This is a genomic window from Hoeflea ulvae, from assembly GCF_026619435.1.
Lineage (GTDB): Bacteria > Pseudomonadota > Alphaproteobacteria > Rhizobiales > Rhizobiaceae > Hoeflea > Hoeflea ulvae.
Genome location: NZ_JAOVZQ010000001.1, coordinates 4,117,792 through 4,136,751 on the forward strand (window position 1 = coordinate 4,117,792; position 18,960 = coordinate 4,136,751).

An 18,960-nucleotide genomic window follows, 5' to 3' on the forward strand; every position below is an offset into this window, starting at 1 on the left:
ATCAATATCCTTCTGGTAGGTCATGCATGTTGAAGACACGGATTGCCTCCAGAATGCCTGCCGCGCCATGGGCTTGCGCCATGTGCAGGTGCTCAAGGTGAGCAACGCGCTTGACCAGTTCCGGTTCCGAATTGCCGACGGCGACTGCGGGCAGACCGCATTCCAGCATCGACAGATCGTTGAGTGTGTCGCCGGCGCATAAGACCCGCTCCGGCTGAATTGCCAGATGCGCGACGAGCCGGCGCAGCGACGGCCCCTTGCTGACGCCATCCGGCAGCACATCAAAGAATTTGTTGTCCGAGATCAGCGGCTGAAATCCCATTTCCAGCACGATGTCCCAGGCGGAGGCATCAAAACTGTCTGCATCAATATCATAGCTGACCCGATAGCGGAAATCGGTGGGCTGCAGCGTCAGGCCGGGATGGCCGTCAAGCCGCGCGCGCACGGTGTCGCCGGCATTGCCCCATTGCGCCGCGATCTCGGCCTCGAGATGCTCGATCGGCGCCACACCGGTCTCCGGAGACACCGTGGCAATGGTGGTGCCGACATCGCCGACGGCATAATCGGGCCACGGCACGCCGCGGTCGCGGCACAGATCGCCGATGAATTTCGGGTCCCGGCCGGTGACGAAGATCAGCCCGACGGTGTCGCGATTGGCTTCGATCCAGTCATAAAGCCGCGCGCGCTCCGCGTCGCTGCCGCCGAGAAAGGTACCGTCCAGATCGGTGGCGAGAACAAATTTGCGGGTGTGCAACCCGTCGCTGTGTGTCGGGGCTGTGGTCATTGGATTGCCTCTGCTGCAATGGCGACGGGGTGATCGATCGATATGGCCAGGCCGCGGCGTTCGCCTTCGATCGGCTGCGACCAGACATCTGCGAAGGTTTCCCGGACATCGGCGCCTTGGTGCAGGATGCGGAACACACTTTCGCAGATCGGCAGCTTGATGTTCATCCGGCGGGCCAGGTCCATCACCGAGATCGAATTGACTTCGCCCTCGACCACCACCGGCCTGCCCTCGAAACAGTTCTCGCGCGCAATGCCCTTGCCGAGCTGCACGCCCAGCGACATGTTGCGCGAGGTCTGCGACGAGCAGGTCAGGATCAGGTCGCCAGCGCCGGCCAGTCCGGTCACCGTCTCGCGGCGGCCGCCCAGCACATCGGCCAGCGTCTTCATCTCGTCCATGCCGCGCACGATCAGCGCCGCGCGGGTATTTTCGGCATAGCCGGCGCCGGTGATCATGCCGCAGGCAATGGCGATGACATTCTTGATCGCGCCGCTGACTTCAACGCCGACCAGGTCATCGGTGATATAGGGCCGGAAGAACTCCGAGCCGAGCGACAGCGCCAGCCGCGTTGCCGGGCTCGACGCCGTATCAAGCCGGTCCGAATAGGAAAACTGAAAAGCTACCGTTGCGGCGGTGAGGTGCCCCATCGCGGTTTCGGTGGCGAATGTCGGCCCCGACAGCGCCCCGATCTGGTGGCCGTCAAGGATCTGCGCGGCCACTTCGCTCAGCAGATAGCCGCTGCCGGCCTCGATCCCCTTGGCGCACAGCGCGATCGGGACATTCTTGCCCAGATGCGGCTGCATCTGCACGCAGATGTCGCGCAATGTCCGCGACGGCGTGACCAGCAGCACCGCGTCCGCGCCATCAAGCGCCTCGGCCATGTCGGTGGTTGCGCAGATCCCGTGGGGCAATCCGATACCGGGAAGGTATTTCGGGTTTTCACGACGGGTGTTGATCGCCTCGACTGTCGCCTGATCGCGTCCCCACAGAGCAGTCTCGCGGCCGGCGCGGCGCGCCACGGAAGCAAGTGCGGTTCCCCATGCGCCTGCCCCGATAACGCAGACCTTGGTGTATGGAACGGGTGAAGCGGAGAAGTCGTTGGCTTGTGTGCCTGGATAAATCATATGCCTCTATCTAGTGTCCTTTCTGCTGCAGCGCAACCGCAACTCCGCTGCAGCGCACCCGCTGCCACCCCGAAACCCAGGCAGGTAGCGGCTTTGCAGCCTCTCCAAATTTTTGGTGTCACGCCCCTTTGACGGCCATGCCGGCAGCGCATCAGCCGCGGTTGCGGTGGCGAATCTCGCCTTCCAGCGCCAGCGCCTCGACCGCTCCGAAACAGGCAGCCAGCAGCCGGTGCGGGTCGAAGACGCCGGGCATGGCCAGCGCGCCCGGCCTTGTCCGGGCAAAGCCCAGCGGCGCATAATAGGGCGGATCGCCGACCAGCAGCACCGCCTGGCTTGCGCTGGTCTCGGCCGCAGCCAGCGCAATGCGCACCAGCTCCTTCCCGATGCCGCGATTCTTGTGCGAAGGCCGCACCGCCAGGGGCCCCAGCAGATGCCCGGCAACGCTGCCCGCAAACACCGGTGTCAGCCGCACCGAGGCAATGGTCTCGCCCCGGTCTGCCGCAATGAAGGACAGGCGGCGGTCATGCGGCCCCTGTTCACGCACGCGCTCGGACGAGCGGACAAACCGGCCGGGCCCGAAGGCTTCTTCATTGATCAGGTTGATGGCCGCGTCGTGAGACGCGTCTTCGGTGAGAAAGACAATATCCTGGAAGGGCATGATGATATTCCGGAAAAAATCGACAAGACGTGAAAGGGCGCGCGCGAAAAGCACGTTGGCAGTCTGTTCAGCGTCGTCGCAAGGCCGTTACGGGCATCCGGATTTCCTTCTGGTCGCTCGGCCATAGCAAAGCCCGCGGCTGTCGTCCAATGCAAAACGCACCGTTCACACCCGCATCCTTCGCTTTTTTCAAATTCGGCCTTATGTCTTGGATCAAAGGAGACTGATCATGGGTATGCTGGTTGACGGCGTCTGGAAGGACGTCTGGTACGACACGAAATCGACAGGTGGCCAATTCAAGCGCTCGGAAGCGGCGTTTCGCAACTGGGTGACGGCCGACGGCTCGGCCGGACCCTCCGGCACCGGCGGCTTTGCGGCCGAAGCCGGGCGCTACCATCTCTATGTCTCGCTCGCCTGCCCCTGGGCGCACCGGACCCTGATCTTCCGCAAGCTCAAGGGGCTGGAAGAGGCGATATCGGTCTCCATTGTCGATCCGCACATGGGCGAGAACGGCTGGGAATTTCGCGACCGCGACGGCGGCACCGCCGATCATCTGGGCGGCAAGGATTACCTCTGGCAGGTCTATGTCGCAGCCAAATTCGACTATTCCGGACGCGTGACCGTGCCGGTATTGTGGGACAAGCAGACCGGCACGGTGGTTTCCAATGAATCCTCGGAAATCATCCGGATGTTCAATTCGGCCTTCGACGCCATTGCCGCCCCTTCCCCGGACTACTATCCCGAAGAGCTGCGCACCGAGATCGATGAGATCAACGAGATCGTCTACACCAACATCAACAATGGTGTTTACAAATCCGGTTTCGCAACCACCCAGGAGGCCTACGAGGAAAATGTCCATGCGCTGTTCGGTGCGCTCGACATGGTGGAACGGCGGCTGACGTCAAACCGCTACCTCACCGGCGACACGCTGACCGAGGCCGACTGGCGGCTGTTCACCACGCTGGTGCGCTTCGACCCGGTCTATGTCGGCCATTTCAAATGCAACATCCGCCGCATTGCCGACTACCCGGCGCTGTCGGGCTATCTGCGCGAACTCTACCAGATCCCCGGCATTGCCGAGACGGTGAACATGGATCACATCAAGAACCATTATTACGGCAGCCATGACACCATCAACCCCACCGGCATCGTCCCGGTCGGGCCCGAGCTCGATCTCGAGGCCCCGCATGGCCGCGACCATATCCACGAGCCGGCCTGAGACCGGCGGGCAGACAAGCCCTGAAAACACCAAAGGCGCGTCCCGAACCGGACGCGCCTTTTTTGCACGAAAGTGACAGGATCAGGTCTTGATCTTGTAGCCGGTCCTGAAGGTCCACCAGATGATGCCGAGACAGGCGAACAGGAACAGCGCGATCATCGCCAGGCTGAGCCCGATATTGATGTCGCTGATTCCGAAAAAGGCCCAGCGGAAACCCGAGATCAGATAGACCACCGGGTTGAACATGGTCACCGTCTGCCAGAACGGCGGCAGCATCGAGATCGAATAGAAACTGCCGCCCAGGAACACCAGCGGTGTGATCACCAAGAGCGGCACCATCTGCAGCTGCTCGAAATTCTTCGACCACAGGCCGATGATGAAGCCGAACAGGCTGAACGAGACGCAGGTCAACAGCATGAAGGCCAGCATCGCCACCGGATGCAGGACACTGAAATCGACGAAGAATGTCGCCGTCGCCAGGATCACCAGCCCGATCAGTGCCGATTTCGTCGCCGCAGCCCCGACATAGCCGAGCACGATCTCCAGGAAGGACACCGGCGCGGTGTGCAGCTCGTAGATCGAGCCCAAAAATTTCGGGAAATAGATCCCGAAGGACGCGTTGGAAATGCTCTGGGTGAGCAGGGACAGCATGATCAGCCCGGGAATGATGAAGGCGCCATAGCTGACACCGTCGACTTCCTGGATTCGCGAGCCGATCGCCGCGCCGAAGACGATGAAATAGAGCGAGGTCGACAGCACCGGCGAGATCAGGCTCTGCGACAGGGTGCGGAAGAACCGCGCCATTTCAAAGGAATAGATGGATCTGACAGCCTGGAAATTCATGACTTGTCCTCCACCAGTCCAACGAAAATATCCTCAAGCGAGCTTTGCCTGGTTTCGACATCGCGCAGGATCAGCCCGGCCTTGCTCAGATCGGCAAACAGCGAGGCGATGCCGGTGCGTTCGCCATTGGCCTCGTAGGAATAGGTCAGCGTCTGGTCATCCGCGCTATAGTCGAGATTGTATGCGTTCAGCGCTTCGGGAATCGCATCGAGCGGCTCCATCAGCTCGATCCGCATCTGCCGCTTGCCCATCCGCTGCATCAGCGTGTCCTTGTCTTCCACCAGCAGCAATTCACCGCTGCGGATGACGCCGATCCGGTCGGCGATGGCTTCTGCCTCTTCGATATAATGGGTTGTGAGAATGATGGTGACGCCATCGGCCTTGAGCTGGCGCACCACCTCCCACATTTCCTTGCGCAATTCGACATCGACGCCCGCCGTCGGCTCGTCGAGAAACAGCACCCGCGGCTCGTGGCACAGCGCCTTGGCAATCAGCACCCGGCGCTTCATGCCGCCCGACAGTTCCACGATCTTGGTGTCGCGCTTGTCCCACAGCGACAGCTTTTCCAGAATGCTGCGGATCAGCGCCGAATCCCTGCGCTTGCCGAACAGCCCGCGCGAGAAATGCAGCGCATTGGTGACCGTCTGGAACGGCTCCAGCGCGATCTCCTGTGGCACCAGCCCGATCAGCGACCGGGCCTGGCGGAAATCATCGACCACATCGAAGCCGCCGACCTTGGCCGTGCCGGAGGTGGCATTGACCAGCCCGCAGATGATCGAGATCAGCGTCGTCTTGCCGGCGCCATTGGGCCCAAGCAGCGCCAGGATCTCGCCCTCCTCGATATCGAGATTGACGTTCTTCAGCGCCTCAAAGCCGCTGTCATATTTTTTGAAAGATTCTGGATCGAAAGGATGGGAGACATGATCTACTTTTCATAAAGCGGGGTGTTCGGCTGCAGACTCATGCAACCCATGCGGACCCGTAATTCAGAAGTGCAGTCGATGGAATTTAAGCAGGAATTGACGGCGTTCAAGAGCGCAAGCGCGCCAGAGCCACAATTGACAACCACATTACCGGCACTGCGGTCAGGAACTGTCAGCAGTGAAGCCCTGAATTCAAGTAAGCCATAACTTACCAATCTTCCGCAACCGGCGCCTCCCCCGCCAGCTCCGCCAGCCGCCGCCGTGTCGCAGCTGTCACGCCGTCGGGCAGCGCATCCAGCGCGAAAAACCCGGCCTCAAGTATCTCGCGGTCAGCCGTTTTCGGCGCAGTCTGACGCACGGTGCAGCGGTAAAACGCGACATGGTCGCGGCGGCTGGTGCGGTGATTGAAATAGACCGCGAACAGTTCGGCCGCGCCGTCGAGCACAAGATTGCCTTCCTCGCGCAATTCCTTGACCAGCGCCTGGCCAAGTGTTTCGCCACGCTCGACGCCGCCGCCGGGCATGTGCCAGCCCGGCACATAGGAATGGCGCACCAGAAACACCCGGCCCTCGGCATCGAAACAGGCGGCCCGCACCCCCAGCGTCATCGACCGCGTCAGCACGAACCAGACATGGATCAGCCGCGTCACCAGCCGCGCCTTGAATGAGCGCAGTTCCGGCGGGCGTCCGCCAAAGCCGTCATCGGGCAAGACCGCCGGTTGCAGGCCGGGCTTCGGATCGCTATTGCTAGCCCCATGTTCAGATTGGCCCATATTTCCGATGTTCATCTTGGTCCCCTGCCGAAAATGTCGCTCAAGGAGCTCGCCTCCAAGCGCATCACCGGCTATGTGAACTGGCATCGCAACCGCCGCAAGCAGCTTTTTGGCGACACGCTGGAGAATGTGCTGGCCGCCATCACCGAGGCAGCGCCCGATCATGTCGCCATCACCGGCGATCTGGTCAATCTGGCCACCAACACCGAAATCGAGGCCGCCCGGCTCTGGCTCGAGACCGGCTTCGAGCCCGACAGGGCCACCGTGGTGCCCGGCAATCACGATGCCTATGTCCCGGGCGCGCTGGCCCGCATCAAGGCCGCCTGGCGGCCCTGGCTGGTCTCCGACACCGACAAGCCCGACGCCGAACTGTTCCCGAGCTACCGGCAGCGCGGGCCGGTGGCGCTGATCGGCATGTCCTCGGCCAATGCCACGCTGCCCTTCGTCGCCACCGGCGACCTGACCCGGCGCCAGGCCCGCGCCACCGGCAAATTGCTCGACCAGGCCAAGAAGGACGGCCTGTTCCGGGTGATCCTGATCCACCATCCGCCGGTGCGCGGCGCCGCCCCCTGGCACAAGCGGCTGCGCGGCATCGGCCGTTTTTCCAAGATGCTGAAAAAACATGGCGCCGAACTGGTGCTGCACGGCCACACCCATCTCGACACGCTGTATCATCTCAACGGCCAGGACGCCTCGGTGCCGGTGGTCGGCATCGCCTCGGCCAGCAACGGCCCCGGCGGCAACAAGCCCGCGGCCGGCTTCAACCTGTTCGAGATCGATGGCGAACCCGGCAACTGGAGCCTGGTGCATCGCCGCATGCGCATCGCCGATCAGGGATCGGCCTTCGAGGAAGCCCAGCAGGGCCTGATCGGCACAGCCGTCAGTTGATCAGCGCCGAGATCCGGTCCCAGAACGCCACCACCAGCGCTGCCGATCCGGCAACGCAGCCGAGAATAAACCAGGATGCGCCCAGCACGAAGCCTGCGCCGCGGCTCGGCGTGGCGGCATTCTCATCCGCAACTGAGGGCTCTGTGGCAGCAGCGGTCGGCATAAGGTCCGCGCGGCCGGACTTTGCTTCCGGGCGCTCCTGCCGTGCCGGGGTTTCCCCGGCAATGGCCGCCTTGGCCTCGCCGGCCTTGTCCAGAGCCTGCGGCTGATCCGCGTCACCCGACATCCCATGGCTTGACGAAGCCGAGGCCTTCATCGCCTCGAAATCACCGGCGAGAATGCGTTCCCGTTCGATCACCCGTTCGGCGATATAGCGTCCGACCGCATCCGCCGTCGCCGCCATGTCGCTGGTATCGGACAGGATCACCCGGCCAAGCCGCGTGTCACGGACAAAGCGGAACACCCGCCGGTCGTGGCCCATATGCACATGCGCCACCGAATCGATCCACAGCCGCGGCTGCAGCCCGGGCGAGATGCCGAAATCAAAGCGGTCATCGGCCGGATCGATGTCGTCGAGCAGCGGCTGCACCTCTTCGGCCAGCAATTCAAGCCGGGCGCGGTCGGCATCGCGGATGTCGACCACCACATCGGTGCGATCCGCCGCGGCGATTTTGACTTCGCGGACGATATCGGCCAGGCGGCGGTCATTGGAATGCGGTTTGGAACGGTCGGTCATGGCAGTCTTCCGGACAGGATTGGTTAACAACCTGTTACCACAGCCGTGTCTTGATGGCGACAATGCGGCGGCCAGGAATGCCGAATTGGTAAAGATGCCGCGGCCTGGCCCGCCAGACCGGCGGCCGGAGCCTCAGTCGGGCGTTGCCAGCGCCTGTTCCAGCACCCGTACGATCGCGTCGGGCGCTTCCTCGGGCAGCATGTGGCCCAGCCCGGGCAGCACGCTATAGGCAAAATTCGCCGGAAGCGCCGGCGGCTTCGGACAGGGCAGCACCGTGTCGCCGGTGCCCCAGATCACCGCCACCGGCATCCCCAGCGCGGCAAGCGCCTCACCCGGCAACACGCCCTGCCCCTTACCGGGCCCGTCCGGGAACATTGCCAGATAGGTTTCATTCAGCGCTTCGAGCTGTCCCGGCTTCGACCGGGCGGCGACGAAATGCTCAACCACCGCGTCCGTGGCAACGAATCCCGGCGCCGACATCTCCTTGAGACAGGCGCGGATCTCGGCTTCCGACGTGGCCTTGGCATAGCGCGCCAGCAGCCCGGCATTGATCTCCCGGGCAATTCCGCCGGGCGCCACCAGCGTCAGCGATGCCACCCGATCGGGCGCGCGCATCGCCATCAGCGCCGACACCGCGCCACCCATCGAATGCCCTGCCAGGTGGAAACGCCCGACGCCGGCCGCATCAAGCCCGGCCAGAATCGCCTTCGCCATCCGCCCCGCGCCGCCACGCCCCTCGGCATCAAGCGAGCCGCCATGCCCGGGCAGATCAACGGCAATGATCCGGGTGGTTTCCGGCATCAACGCCTTGACCGCATCCCAGGCCGAATGATCGCCGCCAAAGCCGTGCAGCAGCACCAGCGGCGTGCCGACCTCCGGCCCCGAAAATTCCATGTGAAGTCCGGTCACGGCCATCTCCTCGTGCATGCACAAAAGCAGACCGCCGCGCTTGTAGTGCGCGGCGGTCCAGTCAGTTCATCTCAGCCCTTTTGCGCGGCCAGCACCCGGTTGGCCGCCGACACCACCGCTTCCAGCGATGCCGCCACGATATTGGTGTTGACGCCCGCGCCATAGAGCTTGCCCACCGGCGTTTCCATCTGCATGTAGCAGATCGCCGCCGCGTTCGAACCGTGCTGCATCGAGTGCTCGGAATAATTCGCCACCGTCAGCTCGATGCCGAGATAGGTGCAAAGCGCATTGACGAAGCCGTCGATCGGCCCGGTGCCGCGCCCCTCGATGCGCCTGGTCTCGCCATTGTCGGTGATCTCGGCCGAGACCACCCGCACGCCCTTGTTGGCCGGGTCGGTATGGGTGTGATGGTCGACAAAGCCCAGCCGCGCGCCGGGCTGGCTGACATAAAGCTCCATGAAGCTCTCATGGATCCGCTTCGGCGGCAGCTCGACGCCCTCTTCATCGGTGATTTTTTGGATTTCCTCGCGGAATTCCACCTGCAGTGCGCGGGGCAGATCGAGCCCGTAATCCTCCTTCAGGATATAGGCGATGCCGCCCTTGCCCGATTGCGAGTTGATCCGGATGATCGCCTCGTAGGAGCGGCCGACATCGTTGGGATCGATCGGCAGGTAAGGCACTTCCCATTCCGGCTTGTTGGCCTTGCGGATCGCCTTGATGCCCTTGTTGATCGCATCCTGGTGCGAGCCGGAAAAGGCGGTATAGACCAGCTCCCCCACATAAGGATGCCGCTCCGGGATCTTCATCTCGTTGGAATATTCATACACCGCCTTGATCCGCTCGATGTCCGAGCAGTCGAGCTCCGGATCGACCCCTTGGGTGAACATGTTGAGCGCCAGAGCTACCACATCGACATTGCCGGTGCGCTCGCCATTGCCAAACAGCGTGCCCTCGACCCGGTCGGCCCCCGCCATCAGCCCCAGTTCGGTGGCGGCAATGCCGGTGCCGCGGTCATTGTGCGGATGCAGCGACACCAGCACGTTTTCGCGGTTGTTGATGTTGCGGCACATCCACTCGATCTGGTCGGCATAGATATTCGGCGTCGCCATTTCCACCGTCGACGGCAGGTTGAGGATCAGCTTGTTGTCGGGCGTCGGTGCAATGATGTCGATCACCGCATTGGAGATTTCCAGCGCCACTTCCAGCTCGGTGCCGGTAAAGCTTTCCGGCGAATACTCAAACCGGAAATCGCCGCCGGCCTTCTCCGCCATTTCCTTGACCATCTTCGCCGCATCCACCGCAATCTGCTTGATGCCTGCCACATCCTTGTCAAACACCACCCGCCGCTGCAGCTCGGACGTGGAGTTGTAGAAATGCACGATCGGCCGGTGCGCGCCTTCCAGCGCCTCGAACGTCCGGGTGATCAGCTCGGGCCGGCACTGCACCAGCACCTGCAGCGACACATCTTGCGGAACACCGCCTTCTTCCACGCACCAGCGGGCAAAATCAAAGTCCGTCTGCGAGGCGGAAGGGAATCCGATCTCGATTTCCTTGAAGCCCATGTCGAGCAGCAGCTGGAACATCCGCGCCTTGCGGTCATGCCCCATCGGGTTGATCAGCGACTGGTTGCCGTCGCGCAAATCCACCGAGCACCAGATCGGCGCCTTTTCGATCCGCTTGGACGGCCAGGTCCGGTCGGCAAGATCGATCAGAGGATAGGCATGGTATTTCTGGGCCGCCTTCGGCATGCCCTTTGGTCCGGATGAAATATGTGCGGTCATGATTGTCTCTCGTCTCCTGGCCCCATCGCCCGGCGCCGCGTCAAACGCGGCGTCATCAGGCGCCTGGAGCCGTCATGTTGCATTCAGGAAAAAATGTAAAGTCGCGAGAGGAGCAGCGTCGCCAGCGGGTTCGACCGCCGGACGCTCCTCACCGAGCCCGACGATCGCCGCTAAGTGCGAGAACTAGGCCGCCAAGACGCGCACGCGAGGTCGCCGCCGCTGTGAAGCGGGCTGATGACGGTGTAACTGGGCGCGTGGACGGGTTCATGGGGAAAAGATAGCCGTGGCGGGGTGGGATGGCAAGCAAATAAGGCAACCGTCGCGGATCCGTGCGCCAAGTGCGTTCATCGGCATCCCCTCCACCCGTCACCCCGGACTTGATCCGGGGTCCAGCCACCGCGCGTCCGCGCGGTGCGTGACTCTTTCGCGACATGCACAATAGCGTCCTCCGGCTCGCCAACGCTCGCCCGCCGGATCCCGGCTCAAGGCCGGGAAGACGAGGTCCGGGAAATCACGGTCCAATCCGTCCTCCATCCCCTCAAAAATACTTTCGGCTCTCCATCACCGATATCAGATCATATGGTCGCAGCTGCCACCAATGCCGCGTTCATCGGCATCCCCTCCACCCGTCACCCCGGACTTGATCCGGGGTCCAGCCACCGCGCGTCTGCGCGGTGAGAGACTCCTCCGACACAAGCACAATAGCGTCCTCCGGCTCGCGGACGCTCGCCCGCTGGATCCCGGCTCAAGGCCGGGATGACGAGGTCCGGGAAATCACAGTCCAATCCGTGCTCCATCCCCTCAAAAATACTTCCGGCTCTCCATCACCGATATCAGATCATATGGTCGCAACTGCCACCAATGCCGCGTTCATCGGCATCCCCTCCACCCGTTACCCCGGACTTGATCCGGGGTCCAGCCACCGCGCGTCTGCGCGGTGCGAGACTCCTTCGACACAAGCACAATAGCGTCCTCCGGCTCGCGGACGCTCGCCCGCTGGATCCCGGCTCAAGGCCGGGAAGACGAGGTCCGGGAAATCACGGTCCAATCCGTCCTCCATCCCCTCAAAAATACTTTCGGCTCTCCATCACCGATATCAGATCATATGGTCGCAGCTGCCACCAATGCCGCGTTCATCGGCATCCCCTCCACCCGTCACCCCGGACTTGATCCGGGGTCCAGCCACCGCGCGTCTGCGCGGTGAGAGACTCCTTCGACACAAGCACAATAGCGTCCTCCGGCTCGCGGACGCTCGCCAGCTGGATCCCGGCTCAAGGCCGGGATGACGGAGGCGAGATGGGCGTCAAACAATCAGGCATCACCGGGTGGCAAGTGCACCCCCTTGCGGCAACCCTCAAAACTTTTGCGAGCAGGCGCATGTCATGCAATCATGGCGGCATGCGGAAGGGCTATGTCTATATCCTCGCATCCAGGCGCAATGGCACGCTCTACACCGGCGTGACCAGCGACCTGCCCGGCCGCCTGTATGAGCACCAGAACAATCTGACGCCGGGCTTCACCTCGAAATACGCTGTCAAAACTCTGGTCTGGTTCGAAGAACATGACCTTGTCACCGACGCAATCGCCCGCGAAAAAGCCATCAAGAACTGGCCCCGGAGATGGAAGATCGATCTGATCGAGACCATGAACCCGGATTGGGACGACATCGCCCATTTTCTCCACGGTCTTTGAGCTATCGGCACTTAGGGCGCGCACCCCTCCCCCGTCAGCCTTGACCCCTTCCCCCGTCATCCCGGACTTGATCCGGGATCCAGCCACCGCGCGTCTGCGCGGTGAGAGACTCTTCTGCGTGCTGGTCGAAAAGTGTCTTCCGGCTCGCGGACGCTCGCCTGCTGGATACCGGATCGGGGTCCGGCATGACGGGGTGTGAGGGGATCATTGTGCACAAAATTCACCTTCCTCCCCAACAATCCCAACCCCTTACCCAAAACCCGCCCCCTTTTCATCCCCACAATCCGCCCCCATGCCATACTTCGTCCGCTCCCGCTGCCGGATGGAACGCGAACGTTGGACCAGGCGGGAGGAAGGCCTTTTGCGGATCTGGCGTAACGTGCGGCAGGTCGCAAAAGGAGGCGGAGGCCATCGGGGTTCCGCTGGCGGGCGGCCGGGTTCGGCCGTGCAAAGCCAGCCACCGGGCCGGCACCCGTTTTCGTCAAGCCGCCTCAGCGGCAGAAAACGGTAACATCCGGTCCGGGCCTGTGGCGGACATGACGCGCCCAAGCGGCGCGTCAGGGTCCGTGCCGGACCCCGAAAACCACTTCCGCGGCCGGTCCAGGCTGCGGCCGGAGCAATCCGGACGGGGGTAACATCCCGGGAGTGCGAGGCGCCGTCTGTCGGATGCGGACATCATCCGGCGATACTCGGGCCGCGCGCGAGCTGCGCCACCGTTTTTACATTTCCAGAGGCAAAGCCCGCACGCGGCCCTCCGGACCTGACGATGATCCAAACCCGCCGGCGGATTTTTCGCGCGCGGGGGGATTTGGCGTCCAGTCAGGGGACAGTTTACTTTCGGCACCGAGCCCAAAAGAACCTCCATTGCCGAAAGTAAACTCATGTCGCAGCAATTGGGATTTCTGACTGACATTCTGTGTTTGCTGGCCTTGGTGTAGCATGGCCGCAGAGCAATGAGGCGGTGCAGACCCTATGTAAACGGATCGGCGGCGGTTTTGCCGACAGATCGGGGGACAGCGAGGCCGCACCGCCTTGCTCTTTTGAACCCGAACAGTCGCATGAGCCGGGCCATGTTTTGACCGACATCCCGAGCTCGAACCATGAGTAAGGGCCGCTTCAATGTTACACCCAAACACTGCTTCATTTCAAACGCCATCCGCATGGATCGGCATCGACGTCTCCAAAGCCTGGCTGGACCTGTGCCTCATCGGTGACGGTACCGACCAGACGCCCCTGCGTGACCGCTTCGCCAATACGCCCAAGGGGCTTGAGCAGATCGTCAGGCTGAGCAGCAAGTATCCGGTCAGGGCCATCGTTTTGGAGGCAACCGGGGGATACGAACAGGCTTTGGCAATCGCGCTTGCCGAGAACGGCCTGCCGGTGGCCGTCGTCAATCCGCTGGTGGCGCGCCGCTTCGCCCAAGGTCTGGGGCTACTCGCCAAGACTGACAAGATCGACGCCTTCATGCTGGCACTCCACGGCCAGAAGGCCAACCCGCGCGTCAAGTCGTTGGCACAGCAAAAGAACTCCGCACTTGCCGGGCTCAATGACCGCCGCCGCCAGCTTGCCAAGATGATCGTCATGGAGACCAACCGGATGCAGGCGATGAGCGACGCAAGGCTCAAACGACGCTGTCAGGTGCACATCAACTGGCTCAGGCGCGAACAGAACGATGTCATGACAGACATTCAAACCGAAATCGCACGGGATGACACACTCAAGCAGCGCTTTACCCTGCTGCAGTCGATGAAGGGCATCGGTCCGAAGGTCGCCGCAAGCCTCGTTGGCGAACTGCCTGAACTGGGCGAGCTCAACCGCGGACAGATTGCCGCTCTGGTCGGGGTGGCCCCAATGGCGCATGACAGCGGCGCCCTGCGCGGCGTTCGAAGGATCAAGGGCGGCAGGTCATGGCTCAGAAGCCAGCTCTACATGGCTGCCATTGTCGCCATCCGGTTCAATCCCGCCATGAAGGCATATCACGACAAGCTCAAGAAGAAGGGAAAACCGGGCAAGGTCGTCCTCATCGCCGTCATCCGGAAAATGCTCATCATCCTCAATCAGATGTGCAAGTCAGGCCAGCCATGGAGGGATACAAACGCACAAATGTCGTAACCTGAACCAAGACAGTCGCTGTCCCCGACCTGGCGTGACACGCATCGCCCAGCCCCTTTTTCGCCAAAAACCCGCATCAGCCCTTGCCTATGACAGCGGAGTTTCCTAACTCCCCCTGACGCATGATCTCCCGGCAGGGCCGGGTTCGCGTCAAAACCCACCGCCTGCATGCGCCGCCCCTCCCCATGACCAGGATGCCCCAGACCGGAATGGATAAGACCAGAATGGATGAGACCGTGATCCAGACCCCCTATTATCTGATCGACAAGTCGAAGCTCTTGATCAACATGGAGAAGATCGCGAAGCTGCGCGAACTCTCCGGCGCCAAGGCGCTCTTGGCGCTCAAATGCTTTGCCACCTGGGGCGTGTTCGATTTCATGGCCGATTACATGGACGGCACCACCTCGTCCTCGCTCAACGAGGTGCGGCTCGGCCGTGAGCGCTTCGGCAAGGAAACCCACGCCTATTCAGTGGCCTATGCCGATCACGAGATCGACGAAGTCGTCTCCCACGCCGACAAGATCATCTTCAATTCCATCGGCCAGCTCACCCGCTTTGCCGGCCGCGCCGACGGCATCACTCGCGGCTTGCGGCTCAATCCCGGCGTTTCGTCCTCCACCTTCGATCTGGCCGACCCGGCCCGGCCGTTTTCGCGGCTGGGCGAATGGGACCTGAAAAAGGTCGAGCCGGTGATGGAGATGATCTCCGGCTTCATGATCCACAACAATTGCGAAAACGGCGATTTTGCCCTGTTTGACCAGATGCTCGGCAATATCGAGCAAAAGTTCGGACCGCTGTTGAAAAAGGCCGAATGGGTCAGCCTCGGCGGCGGCATCCATTTCACCGGCGCGGATTATCCGCTCGAGCAATTCGCCGAACGGCTGAAGCGGTTTTCCGGCGAGTATGGCGTGCAGGTCTATCTCGAGCCCGGCGAAGCCTCGATCACCAAATCGACGACGCTGGAAACCACCGTGCTCGACACGCTGTTCAATGGCAAGGACCTGGCCATCGTCGACTCGTCGATCGAGGCCCATATGCTGGATCTCTTGATCTACCGCGAAAACGCCAAGATCGAACCAAACAGCGGCGATCACCGTTACATGATCTGCGGCAAGTCCTGCCTCGCCGGCGATATCTTTGGCGAGTTCGATTTCCCGAACGAACTGAAGATCGGCGACCGGATTTCGGTTCAGGACGCCGCTGGCTATACAATGGTCAAGAAGAACTGGTTTAACGGCGTGCAAATGCCGTCAATCGCCATCCGCGAGCTGGATGGCAGCATCAGAACGGTCCGTGAGTTTGATTACGCGGATTTCGAACACAGCCTCTCGTAAGGCATCTGACGATTGGACACAGGAGTTAGTCCCCCATCATGAAAAAGAACGTCCTCATCATCGGCGCCGGCGGCGTCGCCCAGGTTGTCGCCCACAAATGCGCCCAGAACAATGACGTGCTCGGCGACATCAACATCGCCTCGCGCACCAAAGACAAATGCGACGCCATCATCGCCTCCATCGGCGAAAAGAACGCCATGAAGCAGGAAGGCGTGCTTGCGGGCCATGCGCTCGACGCCATGGACATCGAAGCCACCAAGGCGCTGATCAAGTCGACCGGCTCCGAGATCGTCATCAATGTCGGCACCGCCTTCCTCAACATGTCGGTGATGCGCGCCTGCCTCGACACCGGCACTGCCTATATCGACACCGCCATCCACGAAGAGCCGGGCAAGATCTGCGAAACCCCGCCCTGGTACGGCAATTACGAGTGGAAGCGCGCCGATGAAGCGGCTGAGAAGGGCGTCACCGTCATCCTCGGCGCCGGCTTCGATCCAGGCGTCGTCAACGCCTATGCGGCGCTGGCCGGGAACGACTATTTTGACAAGGTCACCGATGTCGACATCGTCGACATCAATGCCGGCAGCCACGGCAAGTATTTCGCCACCAATTTCGACCCGGAAATCAACTTTCGCGAGTTCACCGGCGTGGTCTATTCCTGGCAGGGTGGCGAATGGCAGACCAACAAGATGTTCGAGATCGGCAAGACCTACGACCTGCCGGTCGTCGGCCCGTCAAAGGCCTATCTCTGCGGCCATGACGAGGTCCACTCGCTGGCCAAGAACATGGACGGCGCCGATGTGCGCTTCTGGATGGGCTTTGGCGATCACTACATCAACGTCTTCACCGTGCTCAAGTCGATCGGCTTGCTCTCGGAACAGCCGGTCACGCTTGCCAATGGCGATGAAGTCGTGCCGCTGAAAGTGGTCAAGGCCTGCCTGCCCGATCCGGCCTCGCTGGCGCCCGACTACACCGGCAAGACCTGCATCGGCGATTTCGTCAAGGGTACCAAGGACGGCATCGAACGCGAAGTCTTCATCTACAATGTCGCCGACCACAAGGACGCCTACAATGAGGTCGGCAGCCAGGGCATTTCCTACACCGCCGGCGTTCCCCCGGTCGCAGCCGCCATGCTGGTCGCCACCGGCGAGTGGGATGTGAAAAAGATGGCCAATGTCGAGGAACTCGACCCGAAGCCGTTCCTCAACATCTTGAACCACAACGGCCTGCCGACCCGCATCAAGGACGCCGACGGCGACCGCGCGCTGGACTTCTCGTAATCACGGGAAGGATTGCGGCCTGAGGCCGACCATTTGCGCGTGACGATCAGGCCCCCGCTGGTGCAGCCCGGCGGGGGCTTTTTTGTGAACGCCATGGCTGCGGTCCCTGCCAGCCCCGAAGAACGCACCCCCCAGAAATGACGCCAGAACATTAAAGCTAATGCATCTGTTTACGCGCCCTATTGCAGGCGGCGGTTCTTGGGCCGATCGAAAAACCTGCACGGGGTGCAAGAGTGAAGCTTGATTATTCAGCCACCGGCTGGCCCAGGGTCGTGATCGGGGTCATTGCCGGCACCATGTTCTGCAGCGGCGTGGCACTCTTTGTTGCCTCCTTCAGGTTTGACCAAATGTCCGAGGCGCGGTTTCGCTACTCGATAATGGTCAACACGCTGTTGCCGATGGTGCTTGCAGCCCCGTTGCTGTTCCTGCTGCTCACCAAGATGCGTCAACTCGCCATCGCCCACCGCGAGATCAGCCTCATTGCCTCCACCGACAGCCTGACAACGGTCCTCAACCGCGGCGCATTCAAGATGCTGGTCGATACCTGTCTCAAACAGGCGACTCGGCACCCGGCCCATGACGACGGGGCATTCCTGGTCATTGATGCTGACCATTTCAAATCGATCAATGACCAATTTGGTCATCAGAAGGGGGATGTCGCGCTCAAGATCATTGCGCAAACCATCCAGGACGCACTCCGCCAGGGCGATATCGTCGGACGGATCGGCGGCGAGGAATTCGGCGTCTTCCTGCCCGGGACCGGCCTGGAACAGGCGCTAGTCGTGGCCGAACGCATCCGGCTGCAGATCAACGAGGCCGATTTTCCACCCGACACCGGTTCGCACACCCTCTCCGTCAGCGTCGGCGGTGCGGCCTTTGGCCGGAATGCGGATTATGATGACCTGTTCCGTGTCGCCGACCGATGCCTTTATTCGGCAAAGTCCGGCGGACGCAACCAGGTCATATTCGAACGCCTGGTGGCCTGAAACCCCGCCAGACGCACCCCAGGGTCTCCCGCCGGTGCCGCGGAACCGACATCAAAGAACACCCGCCAGAACTGACGCCGGGACATTAAAACTAATGCATATGTTTTCGGGCCTAATCGCAACCTCAGGTCGCTGTGACCGCACACCGCGAGGAGGCAGGATTGAAGCTCGATTTCTCCGACACCGGCTGGGCCAGAGTGGTGGCCGGAGTTGTTGGAGGCACAATCTTCTGCATCGCTGTGGCGCTGTTCGTGGAGTCCTTCAACTTTCACGAGATGAGCGAAGAGCGGTTTCGCTACGCGCTGACGGTCAACATCCTGTTGCCGATGGGGCTTGCGGCGCCGCTGCTGTTCCTGCTGCTCACCAAGATGCGGCAACTGGCCATCGCCCACCGCGAGATCAGCATCATTGCCTCCACCGACAGCCTGACGGCCGTTCTCAACCGCGGCGCATTCAAGATGCTGGTCGATGCCTATCTCAAACAGGCGGCGCGACAGCCTGCGCTGACCGCCGGCGCATTTCTCATCATCGATGCCGACCACTTCAAGGCGATCAACGACCGTTTCGGTCACCAGAAGGGCGATGTCGCGCTGCGGATCATTGCACGCACGATCGAGCAGTCGCTCCGCCACGGCGATATCGTCGGGCGGATCGGCGGCGAGGAATTCGGTGTCTTCCTGCCCGGGACCGGCCTGGAGCAGGCGCTGGTGGTTGCCGAACGCATCCGGCTGCAAATCGACGAAGCCGAATTTCCACCCGGCGCTGCCGCGCACAATCTTTCGGTCAGCGTGGGTGGCGCGACATTCGATCAGTACGCCGATTACGATGACCTGTTCCGGATCGCCGACGAGAGCCTCTACTCGGCAAAGGGCAGCGGCCGCAATCAGGTCATGTTCAACAGCCTTGCGGCATAGGCCTC

The 18,960-nt window shown here is 62.0% G+C and carries 16 protein-coding genes and 1 pseudogene; 8 read left to right on the forward strand and 9 right to left on the reverse strand.

All coding sequences use genetic code 11. The features are described from left to right. Window position 1: 1 nt before the first annotated feature. The 3 genes from OEG82_RS19635 to OEG82_RS19645 all read right to left on the reverse strand — a co-directional run bounded on the left by OEG82_RS19635 (window position 2) and on the right by OEG82_RS19645 (window position 2,566). A complete protein-coding gene (locus OEG82_RS19635; RefSeq protein WP_267614050.1) occupies window positions 2–784 on the reverse strand; it encodes an HAD family hydrolase in 783 nt (260 codons plus the stop codon). Next, entirely contained in the window at window positions 781–1,908 is a 1,128-nt protein-coding gene (locus tag OEG82_RS19640; RefSeq protein WP_267614051.1) for an NAD(P)H-dependent glycerol-3-phosphate dehydrogenase, read from the reverse strand. The genes OEG82_RS19635 and OEG82_RS19640 overlap by 4 nt, the downstream gene beginning before the upstream one ends. Window positions 1,909–2,059: 151 nt before the next feature. Further along, on the reverse strand, window positions 2,060–2,566 hold the full coding sequence (locus tag OEG82_RS19645) for a GNAT family N-acetyltransferase (protein ID WP_267614052.1): 507 nt from the start codon (window positions 2,564–2,566) through the stop codon (window positions 2,060–2,062). A 229-nt stretch (window positions 2,567–2,795) separates the two neighbouring features. On the opposite strand from OEG82_RS19645, the gene OEG82_RS19650 reads away from it, so the two are divergent. Beyond that, window positions 2,796–3,785 (forward strand): glutathione S-transferase family protein, encoded by a 990-nt coding sequence (locus OEG82_RS19650; RefSeq protein ID WP_267614053.1) that lies wholly within the window; start codon window positions 2,796–2,798, stop codon window positions 3,783–3,785. 81 nt (window positions 3,786–3,866) lie between these two features. On the opposite strand, the gene OEG82_RS19655 is transcribed toward OEG82_RS19650, so the two are convergent. From OEG82_RS19655 to OEG82_RS19665, 3 genes and pseudogenes are all read right to left on the reverse strand, one after another. Next, window positions 3,867–4,628: an ABC transporter permease gene (locus OEG82_RS19655; protein ID WP_267614054.1), complete on the reverse strand. Its 762-nt coding sequence runs from the start codon at window positions 4,626–4,628 to the stop codon at window positions 3,867–3,869. Beyond that, a pseudogene (locus tag OEG82_RS19660) lies at window positions 4,625–5,550 on the reverse strand (ABC transporter ATP-binding protein). Before OEG82_RS19660 ends, OEG82_RS19655 begins: the two are co-directional and overlap by 4 nt. Before the next feature lie 209 nt (window positions 5,551–5,759). Then, window positions 5,760–6,338 carry an NUDIX domain-containing protein gene (locus OEG82_RS19665; RefSeq protein WP_267614055.1) on the reverse strand — a complete coding sequence of 193 codons (579 nt, stop codon included), beginning with the start codon at window positions 6,336–6,338 and terminating at the stop codon, window positions 5,760–5,762. Here OEG82_RS19665 and OEG82_RS19670 point away from each other — a divergent pair. Then, complete coding sequence (locus OEG82_RS19670; RefSeq protein ID WP_267614056.1) at window positions 6,306–7,211, forward strand: metallophosphoesterase family protein; 906 nt, start codon at window positions 6,306–6,308, stop codon at window positions 7,209–7,211. The two genes, OEG82_RS19665 and OEG82_RS19670, sit on opposite strands and share 33 nt — an antisense overlap. Here the strand turns inward: OEG82_RS19670 and OEG82_RS19675 are convergent. The 3 genes from OEG82_RS19675 to leuA form a co-directional block, all read right to left on the reverse strand. Then, complete coding sequence (locus OEG82_RS19675) at window positions 7,204–7,947, reverse strand: hypothetical protein (RefSeq protein ID WP_267614057.1); 744 nt, start codon at window positions 7,945–7,947, stop codon at window positions 7,204–7,206. The genes OEG82_RS19670 and OEG82_RS19675 overlap by 8 nt on opposite strands. Before the next feature lie 132 nt (window positions 7,948–8,079). Next, window positions 8,080–8,856: an alpha/beta fold hydrolase gene (locus OEG82_RS19680; protein ID WP_267614058.1), complete on the reverse strand. Its 777-nt coding sequence runs from the start codon at window positions 8,854–8,856 to the stop codon at window positions 8,080–8,082. 71 nt (window positions 8,857–8,927) lie between these two features. Beyond that, window positions 8,928–10,637 (reverse strand): 2-isopropylmalate synthase, encoded by a 1,710-nt coding sequence (gene leuA / locus OEG82_RS19685; protein WP_267614059.1) that lies wholly within the window; start codon window positions 10,635–10,637, stop codon window positions 8,928–8,930. Window positions 10,638–12,014: 1,377 nt separating this feature from the next. Between leuA and OEG82_RS19690 the strand changes: the two genes are divergently transcribed. From OEG82_RS19690 to OEG82_RS19715, 6 genes are all read left to right on the forward strand, one after another. After that, complete coding sequence (locus OEG82_RS19690; RefSeq protein WP_267614060.1) at window positions 12,015–12,329, forward strand: GIY-YIG nuclease family protein; 315 nt, start codon at window positions 12,015–12,017, stop codon at window positions 12,327–12,329. A gap of 1,119 nt (window positions 12,330–13,448) precedes the next feature. Further along, on the forward strand, window positions 13,449–14,441 hold the full coding sequence (locus OEG82_RS19695; RefSeq protein WP_267614061.1) for an IS110 family RNA-guided transposase: 993 nt from the start codon (window positions 13,449–13,451) through the stop codon (window positions 14,439–14,441). A 236-nt stretch (window positions 14,442–14,677) separates the two neighbouring features. Continuing rightward, window positions 14,678–15,775: a carboxynorspermidine decarboxylase gene (locus tag OEG82_RS19700; protein ID WP_267615017.1), complete on the forward strand. Its 1,098-nt coding sequence runs from the start codon at window positions 14,678–14,680 to the stop codon at window positions 15,773–15,775. Window positions 15,776–15,813: 38 nt separating this feature from the next. Then, the gene (locus OEG82_RS19705; RefSeq protein ID WP_267614062.1) at window positions 15,814–17,055 is read left to right on the forward strand and encodes a saccharopine dehydrogenase family protein; all 1,242 of its coding nucleotides are present in this window, start codon (window positions 15,814–15,816) and stop codon (window positions 17,053–17,055) included. 233 nt (window positions 17,056–17,288) lie between these two features. After that, window positions 17,289–18,041: a GGDEF domain-containing protein gene (locus OEG82_RS19710; RefSeq protein ID WP_267614063.1), complete on the forward strand. Its 753-nt coding sequence runs from the start codon at window positions 17,289–17,291 to the stop codon at window positions 18,039–18,041. Window positions 18,042–18,202: 161 nt separating this feature from the next. Further along, entirely contained in the window at window positions 18,203–18,955 is a 753-nt protein-coding gene (locus OEG82_RS19715; RefSeq protein ID WP_267614064.1) for a GGDEF domain-containing protein, read from the forward strand. The last annotated feature ends 5 nt before the right edge of the window (window positions 18,956–18,960 follow it).